Source organism: Pseudomonas sp. R4-39-08 (assembly GCF_003852275.1).
Lineage (GTDB): Bacteria > Pseudomonadota > Gammaproteobacteria > Pseudomonadales > Pseudomonadaceae > Aquipseudomonas.
On the sequence record NZ_CP027733.1, the window covers coordinates 1572254 to 1587325 of the forward strand.

Genomic DNA, 15072 nt, shown 5'->3' on the forward strand with positions numbered 1-15072 from the left:
TATATAGGAAGCGATTCATGATCATTACTTCTGGCACCTTGACCGCGTTGTTCACCGCGTACCGGGCCGAGTTCCAAAATGCCCAGGCAGCTACGCCGACCGATTGGGCGCGCATTGCCACGACCGTACCGTCCACGTCTGCCAGCAACACCTATGGTTGGTTGGGGCAGTTCCCGAACTTCCGCGAGTGGATCGGCGACCGTGTTCTCAAGAACATGGCGGCGCACAGCTACTCAATCACCAACAAGAAGTACGAGTCGTCCGTGGGTGTGCCGCGTGACGCCATCGAAGATGACCAGATCGGCGTCTATAAGCCGTTGTTTGCCGAGATGGGCCGGGCGTCCACTGCACACCCGGACGAGTTGGTGTTCAGTCTGCTGAAAGCTGGCTTGACCACGCTGTGCTATGACGGCCAGAACTTCTTCGACACCGACCACCCGGTCTACCCGAACACCGACGGCACTGGCACGGCAATCTCCGTCAGCAACTACCAGGACGGTGAAGGCCCAGCCTGGTATCTGCTCGATGTAAGCCGGGCGATCAAACCGATCATCTTCCAACTGCGCCGCAAGTACGACCTCAAAGCGATGACCAGCATGGACGACGAAAACGTCTTCATGCGCGATGAATACCGCTATGGCGTCGATGCCCGTGCGAACGTCGGTTTCGGTTTCTGGCAGTTTGCGTTCTGCTCGAAAGCCCCCCTTAACGCCGAAAACTATGCCGCAGCGCGTGCAGCCATGAAGGGTTTCCACGCTGATGGCGGTCGCCCACTCGGCGTCAACCCTGGCCTGTTGGTGGTGCCATCCCCGCTGGAAGGTGCTGCGCGCAAGCTACTGGTCAAGGATGCCAACAGCGGCAACGAATGGGCAGGCACCGCCGAAATCTTGGCGCCGAGCTGGCTGGGATAAGGGGGCGTTATGACCATCGTTATCACCTCAAAGCGCGACGGCTTCCGTCGTTGCGGGATTGCCCACCCAGGCAAGCCGACTTTTTACCCGGACGACTTCTTCACGGACGAACAACTTGAGGCGCTTGGGAAAGAGCCTCAATTGATCCTCGCTTATGCGGGGGAAGCATTCGACCAGGTAAAGGACGTGCTCGATGACACCCCCTCGCAAACCGCGCCATCGGAAACGCCCGATGCCATTCCAGGCGCCCAGCCGCAAACGCTTGAAACAGTCATTACGCCAGTGGCTGCTCCTGTGGTCGACGTCGGTCCCACCGACCAAAACAACATCGAGCCTGGACCTGAATTCGTGGGACCAACCCTGGATCTTTCCGAGAGCGGTATCGGCGCCGTGAACGACCAGGACAACACCGTGCCGCCTGCAACGCCGACTCCCGATCCCGTAGAAAAGCCGGCGAAAACCCGCACCAGCAAGGCAAAGGACGCCGGTAAATGAACCTCTCACTGCCGTCCGCCAGCCAGCTCCTGATCCGATTCGGCGCCCGCGACATCACCGAAGTGGCCGTCCCGGACACCGAGCGCGTTATCGATCCTGCACTTGTCTTGGCGGCTGCCGATGGTTCGCCTTTGGAAGAATGGCCGCCCGAGGACATCGCCATTGCCGTTGCGACGCTTGTCAGGATCACCGATGCCGTCAAGCGGGCGCGTAGTGAGGTCTCGTTTTACCTGCGGTTTCGGGCGGCAGGCGAGGATGCGCCTGCATGGGTTACGGATGACCTGGCCGAGATCGCCCGTTATCACCTGTACGACGACGCGGGCAAGGAAGAGTCGACCGTGCGGGTGCTTTACAAGGACGTGATCAAGCGCCTGGAGACGCTCGCCAAGGAAGATAAGGAGCGTGGTGCATCGGACGGCGGGCAGTCTGGTTTTCAGATCAGCCACCAGCCTCGTCTGATGAGCCGCAGCACCTTGAGGGACTTGTAATGGTGGGCGAGCTGGAGGACCTGATCGAGGCGCGGCTCAGCGAGTTGCAAACCCGACTGCCGCGTCTGGTGGTGGAAAGCTACGGCGGCGAATTGAGCGACCCGGACCTGTTACCGGGCTTGCTCAAGCGCTGCCCGGCAATTTTGGTGATGGTGCCAAAGGCCGTATTCAACCGTAGATCTAACAGCCGTTACGTGGTGTCGATCACCTTCCGCCTGATCATCGCAGCCCGTCATCCACGGGGGGAAAAGGCTACTCGGCGCGGGACTTCGGATAAGGACATTGGCAGTTACGCGCTGTGGGAAGCCTGTATGCACCAGCTTGTCGATTGGCAACCCTGGGCGGAGCGTGCGCCGATCAAGCCAACGGAGCTTTCCAACCTGGTCAACGGCAAGTTCTCCAGTGACCACCTTTCTGTCTTGGGGCAGTCATTCAACATCGAACTGGATTGGGAAAAACCTATAGAGGCATTGCCCGACTTCCTGGGCATCACCATGGATTACCACACCCCATCGGATAACCCCGACCCGGTGGCAACCGACAACATCGAATTGAGGGACGTGTAATGCACGTTAAAGCTGCACCTGGTCATCGGGTGCCCACGGAAGACGATCCGTACACGTACATCGAAGGGGGCGAGGCAGTCGACGTGCCGAACACCTCTTACTACCGGCGCCGTGTGGCGGCGCAGGAGCTGCTGACCGTGAAGAAACCGCGCGCCAGTGCCAAACAACCCGCACAGGAATCCACTGAATGAGCATCGAATTCGACACGATCCCGGCGTCTATCCGTAAGCCTGGCGTTTACATGGAGTTCAACACCAGCCTGGCACAACGGAACCTGCCGACCAACAAGCAAAGCGTGTGCTTCATCGTTCCCCTGGGCGAAGGGGCAACCGTGGAGGCTAACGTGCCGACACCGTTCTACAGCGCGCCGGAGGCTAAAGCCTTCTTCGGCGGCACCATCGCTGGAGAAATGGCCGACGCCTTTATCACGGCTTATCGCTACGCCGCCGTCTCGGCAGTGGGCGTGGTCGTTGAGGGTGATGCAGAGCCGGACATCAAGGCCGCACTGGACGCGACTGCGCTGGGCGGTTTTACCATCCTGGTCCCGGCCTGGAACAGCACAACGGCACTGACCGCGTTGCGCGAACACATCAAGGTCTACACCAATTCGATGGAACAGCAAGGCATTATCGGCGTTGCTGCTTTGACCAGTACGTTGTCCGCTGCCACCACTTTGGCTACGTCGCTGAACTCCGGCGCGATCAGTCTGGCGGTTTTGCCAGGCACAGCATCGAAAGCGCACCAGGTGGCCGCTGCCTATGCCGCGATGATCGCCTCAGAAGAAGATCCGGCGCGGCCGCTGAATACCTTGGTACTGGCCGGGATTAAAGTGCCGCCCATCACTCAACGTCTCGGACGCACCGAGCAGGAAACCGCCCTGGCGAACGGCGTCACCCCGCTGGAAGTCGCGGCAGGCGATGTCATTCAGATTGTCCGTGCCGTGACCACGTATACCAAGTCTGCTGCGGGCGCCACAGACGTCTCGCTGCTGGACCTGACCACCATCCGCACCCTGTATTACATCCGTATGGCGTGCCGCGACCGGATTCGCCTGCGCTTCCCGCGCTCCAAGCTTTCAAAGAAAACCCCGGAAGCGGTACGCGGTGAGCTGCTGGACGTACTGCTCAAGGCGCAGGAGCTGGAGATCGTCGAAGAGGTCGAGGCCAACGCGGCCGGGCTTGTGGTCGAGCGTTCGGCCCAGGACGTAAACCGTCTCAATGCAACCATTCCTGTCGATGTCGTCAACGGCCTGCACGTGTTCGCCGGTCGCATTGACCTGCTCTTGTAAGAGGTGATTTTAGATGGCTGATAACTACGTAGGGCAGATCGTTCTGGAGATCAACGGCACCGACTATGAGGTGACGAGCGTTGAGCCGAGCCTCAAGACCGGGCGCAAGGTAGTCAAGACGATGAACCGCAGCGGCCGACCTACCGGCACGGCAAAGGGCATTGAAGAACATGAGCTGAAAATCTCGGTGGTCATTCCCAAAAATGGCGAGCCGGAATGGCGCGCTTTGATGGATGCCAAGTTGACGATCTATGCCCAGGACGGCGGTGGTAAGCGCGAAACCTGGACAGGTTGCTCCCTGATCGAACTGGGCAGCAAGTACCAACTTGAAGGCGAAGCCACGCGAGACCTGACCATCGCTGCTCTCAACTACTACACGGAATAACGTAATGACTGAACAATCAAGCAAACGCTGGGAAGGATTGAGCATTACCCGCGAACTCAAAATGGGCGTCTATTACTCCGGTTTGCGCCACAAGACCTTCACCTTGCGCGTTCCTGTTGCTGGCGACCTGGTCGCGGCTCAGGAACTGCATCCTGGCGCACCATTCCAGCTTGTCACCTTGGAGGTCTATCGCCGCCAGTTGTTGTCATTGGGCGAAATTCCCAATGAAGCGCTGACAACTGAGCTGCTCTTGAACGAACTGACTGAAAGCGATTTGGCGATCATTGCCGACGCCGACGCAGAGCTTGAAAAAAAGCTCGCGCCGCCGAGCGCGGCAACACCGACTGGCGACGAATCGAACATGCCTTCGTCCAGCGAGGCTACCGGCTAGATGAGCTGCGGCAGATGACCAGGGCTGAAATAGACGCTCGTATAGACCTGGTCATCGGCAAAGTGAAAGGCACCCGCTACGTCAGTCAGCGCCAACGCAAAGCGCTGCCCAAACCTAGGTAACAGGCTCGATACCGGGCCTATCCTGTTCGTGTAAGCCCCTCTCCGGGAGTACCCATGAGTTCCGATCTGCGCGTTGCGCTCCGTTTCCAAGCCCATGCGGGCAACAGTCGTCGGGAGATCGAGCAGATCAACCGCGACCTACGCAAGGCCGGTAAGGAAGGCGCCAAGTCACTGGCCGATGAAAGTTGGAAGGCATCCTCGGCCATCACTAAGGTCGGCCAGGTCGGCGCCAACAGCTATAAAACCATCCGTAGCGCCATGCGTGAAACCGCGAAGGCAGGCTCCGGCACGCGCATTGAAGTCACTAAGACCTCTGCCGAACTCAAAGAGATGGCCACCGCCGCTCGCAAGGCTGCGCGTGATGCCAAAACCGAGCTGATCAGTGCCGATAGACAAGGTGTGCAGCCACTGCGTCAGAGCGTTGATAGGACCGAAACGTCTTTTCGGCGCATGGCGCAAAACAGCGGTCGCAGCCTGCGCACGTTGAAAACCATCGCCATGGGTGTGCGTCAGGAGTTTGATCGCATCAAGGGACTGGGCGGCAGTATGCAGGGCCAATTGGCGGGGCTTGGAGTCGGTATCGGTGTTGTTTCGGGTGTGACTGGCAGTGCGCGGCTGGATCGGCAACTAATCCGAACTCAACAAACAGCAGGCATGAGCGGTGAGCAGCGCGAAGAATGGCGTGATGATCAATGGCGCCTTGCCAAAACCTATGGCATCGAACGCGAACAAGTTCAGAGCGGTTTTGACACCTTGGTCGCAAGTGGCCTTTCCTATGACAAAGCGAAGATCAGTACCGAGGCTATTGCTCAGTCAACAGCCGTCACAGGTGCCGACTCCGGGATATTGGCAAAAGCCCTGGTTACCGGTGCCAGCGCGTTTGACATCGACCTGGCAAAACCAGAAGCGGCGTTAGACCTGCTGCAAAAAATGGTTGTTGCCGGGCGCCTCGGTAATGCTGAACTGGAAAACCTTTCAAGCATCTTCCCTAAAGTTGGGGCAGACTCAAAGAAAGCTGGGATGAGCTTGGCCCAATCACTTTCGTTTGTTGAAACGCTTTCCTTAATTGAGTTGGAACCCGACCGATTGGGGACACTTGCTCAGTCTACTTTACGAGCATTCACCAACAACACTTACCGGGAAAACGTCACCAAAACAACGGGCGTAGACTTCTTCGGAAAGCAAGGGGAAACCCGTAATACGCAAGATGTCTTCTTGGATCTTAAAAGGAAATACGGCGCCCTTAAAACGGACCGGGATCGTGCAAAGTTTATGGGGGTGGTTTTCGGAAAGATGGATCAGGACACCCAAAAAGGTGTTAACGCTTTCATGACAGGCAATCGGCTGGAGCAATTCGCATCAAGTACCGGCGATATCAACAACGCAAAAGGTGTTATTGAAAAAGACCTGGCTGACAACCTCAGTAGCTCAACTGCCGTTGGCTCTCGAATGAAAGCGACTCTCGGCCAAGCCATTGATCGAATGGCACGACCTCTCAACAAGGGCTTTGCGGACCTTGGTAGCTATCTGCTGGATGACCTGAACTTATCCGGCGAGCAAATGCTTGCTGGCGGTGCTGCCCTGGGTGTTGGCGGCTATTATGCCGGGCGTGGTGCCAAAGCTGGCGCGGGGGCCTTGCTTAACAGGTTCATGGGCGGACCTGAAACCCTCAAAGGCATTGCCGTAGGCAAGGTCCTGGAGGAAGCCACAGGCGTTACATCAGTGTTTGTCACCAACTGGCCTGCGGGTGCTGCTCTCGGCGCTGCTGGTGGGCCAGACCTGCCGAATGGCTCAAGCTCCAGCAAGGGCAAGCCCGGTGGGTTTATCACCCCATGGCTGGCCCCAATGGCCTTGGGTGTAACTGCCACCCAAATCGGCGGGGCAAGTGCGACAGCCACGGACGAAGGTCGCTTGGATGCAGCCCAGCGCAGCAAGTTGCTAAACGATGACCAGCGCTCTTATCAAACATCGTTCTACCGCAACCGTATGGCCCTGGCTGACAAAAATCCCGACCAGTCATCGGACTGGCTGTCCTCCGAAGCCCAGCGCCTGGCGCACCATGAAACCGGCCTGACCGCTGCGGGCCTGCCCGTCAACGATGCGAACACCTGGGCGCAGGGTATCGCCAATCGCGCCCTGGCTGCGGGTGCCGACACTTTCACCGCACAGCAACGCCTGCGGGACATGATGTCTCAATCTGGCACCAGCCAGCCGTCGACCTGGTTAGCTTCCCAGGCGCAGCGCCTGGCTAATCCACTATCGGCGGCAACCACGCCAGGCTTTCCTGGAATTGCCGGCAACGTCCCCGCACCTGGTGCGGCCGGTGCCAATCCTGCCGCGCAAGCCGCCGAGGATCGCCTCCGTTCGTTGCTCGCCCAACCCCTGGTTATCGAAGTGCGTACTGATTCGCGAATGATCCAGGCCGAGGTTGAGCGGCGAACTGACATTCAAATGAGGCGCGGCGGATGAGCTGGGCAGAGAACTTACTGGACGCCTCTTTCCGTGGTGTCCCGCTCCTGGTCGAAAGCGAAAGCCTGCAATGGCAGCGCGCCTTGTCTGAACATGGAACGCCATTCAAGGATGGTGACCGGGTCAAAGACCTGGGCCGTGGTGCCCGGCGCATTCCGATGCAAGTGGTGGTGTTCGGCGTCAACTATGAAATAGAACTCCAGAACATCCTGCGTACCCTGAACACGCCAGGTACAGGCGAACTGATCCACCCGATCTACGGCAGCATGAACGTCGTCAGCAGTACCGGCGAGGTCAAGCACAACGCCGAGCGGCCGGACTATGCCGAAATCAGCATTGTGTTCGTTGAGGACACGCCCGACGCGCCTTTCTTTGAGCGCCAGTTTGAATTCGTCGATATCGGCGTATTGGGGCTGGAGGATGAATACACCTGGCAGGACGGCATCTTTGACCTGTTTGGCCGCATTGACTCTCTGGTCGGCGAGATTCAATCGTGGATCGGCGGAGGCTGGGTCGGCCTGATCGAAAAGGCACTGGGTTTACCTGGCATTGGCCTGCGGCTGCAACAACTGCGCTCGCAAATCCTGGGTGTGGTGTCCGGTGTTGGGTCAATGGCTAAACGGCCGTCAGGGGCGTTTGATCCTCTGGTCGACCTGATGCGCACACCCTCTGAAATCCGAAGTGCCATCCAGGGCAGCACGCCCAGTTCGTCCACGGCGCTGCTCGCTCGTACTGGTGTGCCCGCCACTTTGCCAGGCAACGCCAGCCTGACGGCGGATGCGGCACGTGCAGGCGCGGGCTTTCTGATCGGTGCGCGCCAAGGCGTGGCACCTACTGTCGGCCCACTGATCGAGGGCGGGCCGACTATTCCAGGGAACGTCCTGGTGCTACTGCCCGATGGAATGCCAGACGATCCGGTGATCGCTAACGGCTTCGCTTTGGTTGTCCTGGTCATCACCGAACTGGCGCTGGCCCACGCCCAGGCGGTGGCTACCGTCATCGAGGACGAAGCCGACACGCCAACCTTGAGCCCGCTGGAATTGGAGGGCCTGGTTAACCTGGTGCGATCCCTGGTGCAGTCGTCCATCCTTCTGCAACGTCACCTCTACGACGTGGAAACCGCCCGACCAATCATTGAGGCATTGCGCAATGTCGCCGCATTGATTCAGGCCCGTGCGCGTCAGGTCATTTTGCAGAGCCCGCCAATGCTGGAGCGCGTGGTTGAAACCCCGGCCAGCCTTCGTCTATTAGCTCACCGCTGGTATGGCGACCATACCCGCGCTGTCGAGCTGATCCGCCTGAATCCCGACCTGAAAACACCGCATAACATTCAAGCCGGTGAGGTGCTGCGTGCCTACGCCAAGTAACGTCCTGGACGAGTCAATACGCCTGTCCATTGGTGGCCTGGCGCATGAGGAATGGGACGGCTGGTCGGTTGAGTCAGACCTGCTGACCGCCGCTGACGGTTTCGAACTGGAGCTGTACACCAAGGACGCCACCCGGTTGCCCAGCGTGTTGGCCGAGGGCGCGCCTTGCTCGCTAACCTTGGGCAAGGACCGCGTATTAACCGGCCAGATCGACGAGTTCGAACATGACATCTCCCGTCAGGGTATCTCTATGCGCATCACTGGCCGGGACCGTGCGGCGCCCCTGGTCGACTGTTCCGCGCCTTTCGTTTCGATGCGCGAAGCCACGTTGGCGCAGATCCTGGACCAGGTCGTGAAGCCGCTGGGCATAACTCAGATAGAGATCCGCGCCGCCCAAGCCAAGACCAGACGCCGCGTGCAAATCGAACCTGGTCAAAGCGCCTGGGAGGCATTGCTCCAGGTCGCCGAGGCCAATGGCTTGTGGCCGTGGGTCGAGCCTGACGGCCGACTGATCATTGGCGGGCCTGACTACAACGCCGCGCCAGTTGGTACGTTGATTATGCGGGAGGACGGCGTCGGCAATAACGTGCAGCGCCTCAGTGTGCGGCGCTCTATCGCCAATCGTTACAGTCAAATCACCGTCCTGGGTCAGCACGGGCAATACGACAATGACGGCCTGGACAGCAAGCGCGCCCACCTACGTTCAGTCATCCAGGACGAAACCCTGGCCCGTCGCGGGATCTTCCGGCCGAAGGTGATTATCGACAGTTCCAGCGAGAACCAGGACATGGCTACCACCCGTGCCCGCAAGCTGCTGGCCGATAGTCGCCTGGAGGGTTTCGAGATCCGCGCCGTAGTCATGGGGCACCGCGCCGATAACGGCCAGGTATGGAGCCCCGGTCAGCGCGTCATCGTGCGTAGCGAGCCCCATGGACTGGATGCGACTTACTTCCTGATGTCCCGCACCTTACGCCTGACTCGCGGTGAAGGGGCTATTACAGAGCTGCGGTTGCGTGAAGACAAAATGTGGGTGCTGGACAGTAACCCCGCCAAAAAGCGCAAGGGCAAGGGCAAAAAAGCCAACCCCGACGCGGCGTTTATCGAAATGATCAAGGGGCTCTAAATGAGCAATATGGCGCGCCTGGTGCGCGATCAGGTCAGTCGGGTGATGAGCAACGTTCGCCAGGCTTTTCGCGGTACGGCGGCACGTAATACCCATGGCACCTTGATCGGCATTGAAATGGAAGGGCTTGCAGGCGAGTCGGTTTCCGGTGAGCTGATGCAGCACTACGGGTTTAGTTCGGGGCCGTTGCCTGGCGCTGAATTTCTCGCGATCCCTGTGGGCGGTAACAGCAAGCATACGGTCGTCGTAGCCAGCGAGGATGGGCGTTATCGGGTTGTGGTCAAAGATGGTGAGGTGGCGTTGTATACCGATGAAGGCGACTACATCCACATGAAGCGCGGCCGATTGATCGAAATCGAAACCGACACGCTGGTAGTCAAGGCAAAGACCAAAGTGCGCTTTGAGACTCCGTTGATTGAACAGACTGGCGACATAAAGGCAGACGGAGAAATCACCGACCATACGCGGAGTATGCAGGACGACAGGGAGCTGTATAACGCACACGGCCACCCAAATGGACCGCCACCAGATCCGCCCCAGTAAACATTAAGCCAATCTGATATGGACAGTCTTAAACCCCGCTGATACTCAGCCGGGCGAGCCTGCGCGTCAGTATGCCAACCTATGGACGCAGGCATAAACCCAACCACTGGCGACTTGACGGGCCAGCGTATCAATACGCTGGGCAACGCCGTTTACATACGCCTCATGACACCCCTCGGCACCTGGTGGAAAGACACCACCGTGGGCTCCCGCCTGCATGAGCTGAAACGCTCCAAAGACCTGCCACGGGTCGGCAAACTCGCCAAGCAATACGCCGAGCAGGCGCTCCAGCCGCTGCTCGATGACGGCCGCGCCCAAGACATCACCATCACCGTCGAGCAGCCCCACAACGGCTGGCTCAACCTGCAAATTGACATCACCGACGCCACCGGCAATCCGCAGGTGTTTCGCCACCCTGTAAGAGTGAATTGACATGGCCTATACCGGTCGATCCCTGGACGCCATTCTGCGGGACATCCTGCGTGATATTCGCAATCTCCAAGCCGAGGCCGATATCGGCCCGGACAGCGACAACAACGTCCGGTCTGCCGCTGTGGCGTCGGCTATCGAGGGCCTGTATCAGAAACTGGCCTGGCTCTATCGACAGATATTCGCGGACACGGCCGACGAAGAGGAATTGCTGCACACTGCCGGGCTTCGTGGCGTTGTGCTCAAAGCCCCTGTAGCAGCCACCGGGACAGCGGCCTTGAAAGGCACGCCGGGTGTTCAATTGCTTCTCGGTGCGACCTTAAAGCATGTCATTACAGGTGAGTTGTTCACCGCCAAGGCCAGCGCGAAGCTTGGCATCGATGGCGCCACCACCGTTCTGGTCGAGGCTCAGACTGTCGGTGCAGCGCTCAACGACCTTACCGGTGCCTTAATCATCACCAGTCCCCCTCTGGGCATGGACGCAAACGCCATGTTCGTTGGCAAGACCACGGGCGGTGAAGACCAGGAGAAAATCGAATCCCTACGGGCCCGCTATCTGGACCTAATCCGAACCCCTCCGGCAGGAGGTGCCGCGCCCGACTACCGCCGCTGGGCGTTGGAGGTCGAAGGCGTTGCCTATGCCAAGGTTATCCCTAAGCGCCGTGGTGGTGGAACTGTCGATGTCGTCATTACCGCCAGCAACGGTACGCCTTCTGCCGAGGTGATTGCTGCCTGTTTGGCGCACATTCAAAGCGTTTGCTCAGTCATCGCTGATGTTTGGGTGTACGCGCCAACGATTCGCGTCGTCCACTCCTACGCCAAGATTGAACTGGCCCCCGATTTCACTTTGGCCGAAGTGCAGGCTGCTGCGCAAAAGGCTTACAACATCCTTTTGAGCGCATTGAAGCCTGGAGATACCCTCAAACGAACCCAGATTGAAGCAATGGTCAGCAACTTGGCGGGAGTCCTAGATCGGGCTGTTACGGCTCCAACCGGTAACGTCAGCGCATCCGATGACCCAAAAATTATTGGCTGGATTCGCCCAGGGTTAATCACTTTGGGGTTGATGGAATGACCACGCTCGCCGATCAAATTCGCTTACTACTGCCCCCGGTTTCCTATAACGGTTCAGCGCCCTACCTTTCGGCCGCCATTGAAGCCGAAGCCAACGCGCTGAACCTGGCAGATGCTAAGGCAAGCATGGTTTACAGCACGATCTTCCCGGACACGGGTGAAGGTTTAGCCGATTGGGAGCGGCTTCTTGGGCTTCCAGACTCGTGTTTGATCGGTCATGCCCAGACCATCGGTCAGCGCGTGCAAGCCGTGGTCAGCAAGGTCCAAGGCCAAATGGGTCAGAGCAAACCTTTTTTCATAGCCCTGGCTAAGGCTATGGGCTACGACATCACCATCACCACATTCAGGCCAGCCCGTGCAGGGATTGCGCGTGCTGGTGACCCTCTCAATGGTGGCGAGTGGAACTACACCTGGCGCGTGAATGCTCCAGCCGTGACAACCAGTCATGCCCGAGCTGGGATTACTGGAGCTGGCGATCCGCTATCTGCATGGGGGAATAGAGCCCTTGAGTGCCGGTTACGTCAGTTGATGCCAGCCGACTCCATTTTGCTATTTGGTTACGGAGACAATTAATGCAAAAAATCAGTGATAGCACCAGTACGGCAAACGCCGATGGCGAATACACCGAGGGCAATCCAGAGGCGGGCGTCGATGCCACACTTATAAAGGCGCGATGGCTGAATACAATTCAGCGTGAGCTAATCAACCTTATCACAGGGGCGGGTATACCTTTAGATGGGGCGGACGACAGCCAGGCTCTGAAGGCTGTCGCACGCCTTGCAGCTTCTGCTGCGGAGTTTCAAAACATCACAAAGAAGCCCGACACGCTCGCGGGATACGGCATCATCGATGCATACACGAAGACTGAGGCGGGGCAATCGTTTGCCAGTCGAGCTACCACTCTAGCGGGATACAACATTACCGATGCGTATACCGTTACCCAGGTGGATGGACTTCTAACAGGCAAAGCGGGCCGTGCTACGACGCTGGCGGGATACGGCATTACTGACGCCTATACGAAGACTGAGGCAGGGCAATCGTTCGCGAGTCGAGCCACCACGCTAGCGGGTTACAACATTACCGATGCGTATACCGTTACCCAGGTGGACGGACTTCTAACAGGCAAAGCGGGCCGTGCTACGACGCTGGCGGGATACGGCATTACTGACGCCTATACGAAGACTGAGGCAGGGCAATCGTTCGCCAGTCGAGCTACCACGCTCTCGGGTTACAACATTTCAGATGCGTACACCGCTACCCAAGTAGACGGCCTACTGACTGGGAAGGCAAATAAGGCCGCGGCGACAGAAACAGTCGCTGGCATCATTGCCCTAGCAACCCAGAACCAGACCAATGCAGGTATTGATGACGCGACAGGCGTCACGCCTAAGAAGATGCGCGCAGGCTTCCTTTCAAGCTTTACGGCGAACGGTTTTATCGCATTTCCGACGTGGTTGGGCGGCCTGGTAATCCAGTGGGGGCGAACTGCAACCATTTTTGACGGGGCATCGACAACCGTTTCCCTCCCTCTGAGTTTCCCTGCCACGGCATTGCAGGTATGGACTTCCATTTACGGGGACGTATCTGGCGACGGTGCAGCCTGCCGGGTGTCGTCCGGTCAATTCTTAAGTCGTTCGGAAATTAAGGTTTCATACAACGAGACGAATGCAGCAATCGGAGGGTCGGCTATCTCTTGGTTGTGCGTCGGTTTTTAATCATTAAAAGGTGCTACCAATGAAGTATTTTTATAGCTCATCCACCAACGGTGCCTACATTGATTCGTTGAATGAGAGAATGCCCAGCGATGCTGTTGAGATTCCAGAAGCTCTGTATCGGAAGCTTTTTACCGCAACCATAGACGGAGTAGTGGGGCCTGGAGAGGGTGGGTTGCCCATACTTATCCGCAATACCGGACCTACCCAAGAAGAGACAGCGCTCAGACGGCGAGACAGCTTGCTGAGCGACGCAACGATCAAAATGGGCCCGTTACAGGATGCGGTGGATCTGGGAGAGGCTACAGCCGATGAAGAGGCTCGGTTAGCGGCTTGGAAGCGCTATCGCATGTTATTGAACCGAATTCAGCAGCAAGCCGAATTTCCAGAAGTCATTGAGTGGCCTGCGGTGCCAAACGTCCTGCAAGTTTTGCCTAGTTGAACTGCTCGCAGGCATGCCAATTAACCCGCTACACGGTGCCAAATCCGTCGTGCGCTTACAAAGGCCGCCTCGCTTTGCTTTTGCTTTTGCTTTTGATCTAAGCGCCCCGTTAAACCACGCTGGCCGGAATTCGATAGGGATTTGGGGGGTAAACCGGCAGGGATGCCGGTTTAGCCGCCCCGCGCCATGGATGGCGCGTGGCGGCGGCCCCCCAAATCACTGTCGGATTACGGGCACACCGAGCGTGAGCGAGGTGCCGAGTGGTGGGGCAAGAGCCCTTTGGTTACTTTGGGGCTTTTCCAAAGTGACCCGCTGTAAGAGCGGAACCCTAAGCCGACGTTACCTAAATAACGGATATGTACTCAATAAAACTCACTACTTGGTCGGCCCAGAGGCCGCCACGAAAAACCCCTAATCAGGGACTGTAATACCCCACCGCCACCATAAACCGCCCCGCCTTACGCAAATAAGCATGCTTATTCTCAACCTTCCCCGTCACCGGATTCTTCCACCGATATTTGTACTCCCCCTGATCCTGCTCAGTCATCAGTTGAAGAATCGGCTCACCCACAGGCTTCCCATCCGGGTCTTTGACCTTGGCAAAATCCGTATTGATCAAGCGCAGGTTGGTGCCATGGGCCACATAGCGCCGCGTATCCAGGTCCACCACGAACACGTAGAGATCGTCCTGCAGAAAACCACCCTGCAATGAGTTGATCGCCTTGAGCGTCCCCGCTTCATCCTTCACCAGCGCGTTCACCGCCTTGTTGCGCAGCGCCCGTGCCTGTTCCGGCGTAGCCCGTGGCAGGTAATAGCCGACCGCCAGGATGCGCTCGCCCACGCGCTGGTAAAACACATGCTTGTGCTCGACCTTGCCGTCATTCCAGTTCTGCCAGCGGTAATCGGCCTGCTGGATACCCTGGCCTTCGGGTGCGCTGATAGCTTGCTTGAACGAAGCCTGCAGATCAGGCCCAAGTACCTCGGACACGTCTCGACCGATCAAGGCCGAAGAGGGGCCGCCACTGGCCAGCAGCACGCCTTTGGTATCGACCACGAATACGTAGCGGTCCTGGTCGATGAACTCACCTTGGCGGCTGAAAGCGGCCAATGCCTTGTCACCGTTGCTCTGGTAGTACGCCAGGGCTTTTTCCAGCAGCGCCTTGGCCGCCTGGGCCTCCGCATCCTCGGCCGTGGCGGCGTGCACCTGGCTACAGCACAACAGCAACAGCCAGGTGAATCGCAGCAGTGTGTTCATTTATCCGTCCCT

18 protein-coding genes are annotated in these 15072 nt (G+C 58.3%); 17 read left to right on the forward strand and 1 reads right to left on the reverse strand.

The genetic code is table 11. The annotated features are described in order from the left end of the window. Nucleotides 1–17 precede the first annotated feature (17 nt). The 17 genes from C4J88_RS07135 (at nucleotide 18) to C4J88_RS07215 (ending at nucleotide 13805) form a co-directional block, all read left to right on the forward strand. Nucleotides 18–911, forward strand: a complete 894-nt coding sequence (locus C4J88_RS07135; protein ID WP_124406566.1) for a Mu-like prophage major head subunit gpT family protein — start codon at nucleotides 18–20, stop codon at nucleotides 909–911. A 9-nt stretch (nucleotides 912–920) separates the two neighbouring features. Continuing rightward, the gene (locus C4J88_RS07140) at nucleotides 921–1406 is read left to right on the forward strand and encodes an HI1506-related protein (RefSeq protein WP_124406567.1); all 486 of its coding nucleotides are present in this window, start codon (nucleotides 921–923) and stop codon (nucleotides 1404–1406) included. After that, nucleotides 1403–1894 carry a phage protein Gp36 family protein gene (locus C4J88_RS07145; protein WP_124406568.1) on the forward strand — a complete coding sequence of 164 codons (492 nt, stop codon included), beginning with the start codon at nucleotides 1403–1405 and terminating at the stop codon, nucleotides 1892–1894. The genes C4J88_RS07140 and C4J88_RS07145 overlap by 4 nt, the downstream gene beginning before the upstream one ends. Continuing rightward, nucleotides 1894–2460 carry a phage protein Gp37 gene (locus C4J88_RS07150; protein ID WP_124406569.1) on the forward strand — a complete coding sequence of 189 codons (567 nt, stop codon included), beginning with the start codon at nucleotides 1894–1896 and terminating at the stop codon, nucleotides 2458–2460. Before C4J88_RS07145 ends, C4J88_RS07150 begins: the two co-directional genes overlap by 1 nt. Then, nucleotides 2460–2651 carry a DUF2635 domain-containing protein gene (locus C4J88_RS07155; protein WP_124406570.1) on the forward strand — a complete coding sequence of 64 codons (192 nt, stop codon included), beginning with the start codon at nucleotides 2460–2462 and terminating at the stop codon, nucleotides 2649–2651. Before C4J88_RS07150 ends, C4J88_RS07155 begins: the two co-directional genes overlap by 1 nt. Beyond that, the gene (locus C4J88_RS07160) at nucleotides 2648–3748 is read left to right on the forward strand and encodes a phage tail sheath C-terminal domain-containing protein (RefSeq protein ID WP_124406571.1); all 1101 of its coding nucleotides are present in this window, start codon (nucleotides 2648–2650) and stop codon (nucleotides 3746–3748) included. Before C4J88_RS07155 ends, C4J88_RS07160 begins: the two co-directional genes overlap by 4 nt. 13 nt (nucleotides 3749–3761) lie before the next feature. After that, nucleotides 3762–4133, forward strand: a complete 372-nt coding sequence (locus C4J88_RS07165; RefSeq protein WP_124406572.1) for a phage tail protein — start codon at nucleotides 3762–3764, stop codon at nucleotides 4131–4133. Nucleotides 4134–4137: 4 nt separating this feature from the next. Further along, nucleotides 4138–4524 (forward strand): hypothetical protein, encoded by a 387-nt coding sequence (locus tag C4J88_RS07170; RefSeq protein ID WP_124406573.1) that lies wholly within the window; start codon nucleotides 4138–4140, stop codon nucleotides 4522–4524. A gap of 176 nt (nucleotides 4525–4700) precedes the next feature. Next, nucleotides 4701–7115 (forward strand): phage tail tape measure protein, encoded by a 2415-nt coding sequence (locus C4J88_RS07175; protein WP_124406574.1) that lies wholly within the window; start codon nucleotides 4701–4703, stop codon nucleotides 7113–7115. Further along, complete coding sequence (locus tag C4J88_RS07180; protein WP_124406575.1) at nucleotides 7112–8482, forward strand: DNA circularization protein; 1371 nt, start codon at nucleotides 7112–7114, stop codon at nucleotides 8480–8482. Before C4J88_RS07175 ends, C4J88_RS07180 begins: the two co-directional genes overlap by 4 nt. Beyond that, nucleotides 8466–9605, forward strand: coding sequence for a phage baseplate assembly protein (locus C4J88_RS07185; RefSeq protein ID WP_256659098.1), 1140 nt, complete (start codon nucleotides 8466–8468; stop codon nucleotides 9603–9605). The genes C4J88_RS07180 and C4J88_RS07185 overlap by 17 nt, the downstream gene beginning before the upstream one ends. Beyond that, the gene (locus C4J88_RS07190) at nucleotides 9606–10148 is read left to right on the forward strand and encodes a phage baseplate assembly protein (RefSeq protein ID WP_124406576.1); all 543 of its coding nucleotides are present in this window, start codon (nucleotides 9606–9608) and stop codon (nucleotides 10146–10148) included. Nucleotides 10149–10229: 81 nt separating this feature from the next. After that, nucleotides 10230–10580, forward strand: a complete 351-nt coding sequence (locus tag C4J88_RS07195) for a phage GP46 family protein (protein WP_124406577.1) — start codon at nucleotides 10230–10232, stop codon at nucleotides 10578–10580. A 1-nt stretch (nucleotide 10581) separates the two neighbouring features. Further along, nucleotides 10582–11652 carry a baseplate J/gp47 family protein gene (locus C4J88_RS07200; protein WP_124406578.1) on the forward strand — a complete coding sequence of 357 codons (1071 nt, stop codon included), beginning with the start codon at nucleotides 10582–10584 and terminating at the stop codon, nucleotides 11650–11652. Further along, the gene (locus tag C4J88_RS07205; RefSeq protein ID WP_124406579.1) at nucleotides 11649–12224 is read left to right on the forward strand and encodes a YmfQ family protein; all 576 of its coding nucleotides are present in this window, start codon (nucleotides 11649–11651) and stop codon (nucleotides 12222–12224) included. Before C4J88_RS07200 ends, C4J88_RS07205 begins: the two co-directional genes overlap by 4 nt. Continuing rightward, complete coding sequence (locus C4J88_RS07210; protein WP_124406580.1) at nucleotides 12224–13366, forward strand: hypothetical protein; 1143 nt, start codon at nucleotides 12224–12226, stop codon at nucleotides 13364–13366. Before C4J88_RS07205 ends, C4J88_RS07210 begins: the two co-directional genes overlap by 1 nt. 19 nt (nucleotides 13367–13385) lie before the next feature. After that, nucleotides 13386–13805: a tail fiber assembly protein gene (locus C4J88_RS07215; protein ID WP_124406581.1), complete on the forward strand. Its 420-nt coding sequence runs from the start codon at nucleotides 13386–13388 to the stop codon at nucleotides 13803–13805. Between the two features lie 415 nt (nucleotides 13806–14220). Here the strand turns inward: C4J88_RS07215 and C4J88_RS07220 are convergent, their stop codons facing one another. Then, nucleotides 14221–15060 carry a cache domain-containing protein gene (locus tag C4J88_RS07220; RefSeq protein ID WP_124406582.1) on the reverse strand — a complete coding sequence of 280 codons (840 nt, stop codon included), beginning with the start codon at nucleotides 15058–15060 and terminating at the stop codon, nucleotides 14221–14223. Between the last annotated feature and the right edge of the window lie 12 nt (nucleotides 15061–15072).